We start from the raw sequence: 2,290 nt of genomic DNA, 5'->3' as shown, positions 1-2,290 counted from the left end.
CCGAGGTCCTTCTTCAGCAGCACCAGGCTGGCCAGCCAGACCAGCGCCAGCACCGCGGCCATGGCCAGCACCGCACCGGCGAAGCCGAGCAGCGTCAGCAGCAGGCCACCGAGGAAGAAGCCGACGCCCTTGAGGGCGTTCTTCGAGCCGGTGAGCACCGCCACCCACTGGTACAGGGTGCCCTGCTGGCTGTCCGGGACCAGCAGCTTGATGGAGCTCTTGGCGCTCATCTTGTTGAGGTCCTTGGCGATGCCGGACAGCGCCTGCGCCGCCATCACCCAGGGCACGGTGAGCATGCTGGCCGGCACGGTGAGCATCAGCAGCGCCGCGACCTGCATCCCCAGACCGATGTTCATGGTGCGGTTCAGCCCCAGGCGCGCGCCCAGCCAGCCACCGACCAGGTTGGTGACCACGCCGAAGATCTCGTAGAACAGGAACAGCGCGGCAATCTGCAGCGGGCTGTAGCCCAAGCCGTGGAAATGCAGCACCACCAGCATGCGCAGTGCGCCGTCGGTGAGGGTGAAGGCCCAGTAGTTGCCGGTGACGACCAGGTACTGGCGGATTTCGGGGGAAAGGCGGGTCAGGACGTGCATGGAAGACCTAGGTGGGAAATCGTAGGGTGGGTTAGCCGCATAGCGGCGTAACCCGGCATCCCGATGATCGGCCTCGTGGCCAGTTGGTGGGTTACGGCCTGTGGCCTGACCCACCCTACGCAAGCTTTGCGGGCCCTATGCGCGGCCCACCAGCCGGGCCAGCTCCACGGTGCGGTTGGCATAGCCCCACTCGTTGTCGTACCAGGCGTAAATCTTCACCTGGGTGCCGTTGACCACCATCGTCGACAGCGCGTCGACGATCGACGAGCGCGGGTCGGTGCGGTAGTCGATGGATACCAGCGGGCGCTCCTCGTAGCCGAGGATGCCCTTCAGCTCGCCGTCAGCGGCGGCCTTGAGCAGCCGGTTCACCTCCTCGACCGTGGTGGCGCGCTCCACCTCGAACACGCAGTCGGTCAGCGAGGCGTTGGCCAGCGGCACGCGCACCGCGTGGCCGTTCAGCCTGCCGCGCAGTTCCGGGAAGATCTCGGCGATGGCGGTGGCCGAGCCGGTGGTGGTCGGGATCAGGCTCATCAGCGAGGCGCGGGCGCGGCGCAGGTCCTTGTGGGGCTGGTCGAGCAGGCTCTGGGTGTTGGTCAGGTCGTGGATGGTGGTGATCGAGCCGTGGCGGATGCCCAGGTGCTCGTGGATCACCTTGACCACCGGCGCCAGGCAGTTGGTGGTACAGGAGGCGGCGGTGACGATGCGGTGCTGTGCCGGGTCGAACAGCCGGTCGTTGACGCCCATCACCACGTTGAGCACGCCCGGTTCCTTGACCGGCGCGCTGACCACCACGCGCTTGACGCCCTGGTCCAGGTAGCCCTGCAGCACGGCCACGGTCTTCATCTTGCCGCTGGCCTCGATCACCAGGTCGCAGCCCGACCAGTCGGTGTCGGCGATCGCCTTGTTGTGGGTCACGGGGATGCGCTTGCCGTCGATGACGATGGCGTCGCCGTCGCTGCCCGCCTCGTGCTGCCAGCGGCCGTGCACCGAGTCGAAGTTCAGCAGGTGGGCGTGGGTCGCCGCATCGGCGGCCGGGTCGTTGATCTGCACGAATTCCAGCTCCGGCCAGTCCCAGGCGGCGCGCAGCGCCAGACGTCCGATGCGACCGAAACCGTTGATGCCTACTTTGATGGTCATGGGTGTGCTCTCCGGAAAAGATTCAGTGTCTGGGCGCCAGCGTGACAATTGCCATGCCGGCACGGGTCATGGGATTTCAGCATGTGAGGCCCGCAGTACAGGGCGGTTCGTTCAGGAGCAGATCGTGGCCCGCTCGGGGCGGTTGCGCATGCCTTCCAGTCGCTGCATGTCGGCCTCCAGCCAGGGACGGTTGGCGTCCAGCACGCCGTTCAGCAGTTCCCGCACCCAGGCGGGCAACTGCGGATGCACGCGGTAATAGACCCACTGGCCCTGGCGGCGGTCTTCGAGAATGCCGCAACTGCGCAGCTGGGCCAGGTGGCGGGAGACCTTCGGCTGGCTCTGCTCCAGCGCGGCGGTCAGCTCGCAGACGCACAGCTCGCCTTCGCGCAGCACCAGCAGGCTGATGCGCGCCCGGGTCTCGTCGGCCAGGCATTTGAAAACGGTGGTGGGGGTCATGGGCGTTCGCCGTCAGAAGATATGGCTCGGCGAATATATTCATGCCCAGATATGAAGTAAAGCGGCGCGCCTCGACCCTCTGGCATCCTGCCGGAAGGTCGAGG

At 66.7% G+C, this 2,290-nt stretch carries 3 protein-coding genes; all 3 read right to left on the bottom strand.

All coding sequences use genetic code 11. The features are described 5' to 3' along the window. The coding region (locus AS93_RS0117735) for an MFS transporter (protein WP_027591837.1) at positions 1 to 593 on the bottom strand (593 nt) is incomplete at its 3' end. 135 nt (positions 594 to 728) lie between these two features. Further along, complete coding sequence (locus tag AS93_RS0117730) at positions 729 to 1,730, bottom strand: ArsJ-associated glyceraldehyde-3-phosphate dehydrogenase (protein ID WP_027591836.1); 1,002 nt, start codon at positions 1,728 to 1,730, stop codon at positions 729 to 731. Positions 1,731 to 1,841: 111 nt separating this feature from the next. Further along, positions 1,842 to 2,186, bottom strand: a complete 345-nt coding sequence (locus AS93_RS0117725; RefSeq protein WP_027591835.1) for a metalloregulator ArsR/SmtB family transcription factor — start codon at positions 2,184 to 2,186, stop codon at positions 1,842 to 1,844. Positions 2,187 to 2,290: the final 104 nt, after the last annotated feature.

The sequence above is a fragment of the Pseudomonas sp. RL genome (assembly GCF_000647775.1).
GTDB classification, from domain to species: Bacteria; Pseudomonadota; Gammaproteobacteria; order Pseudomonadales; family Pseudomonadaceae; genus Serpens; species Serpens flexibilis.
Note: the sequence above shows the minus strand (reverse complement) of the source record. Positions and strands in the feature narration are given on the sequence as shown.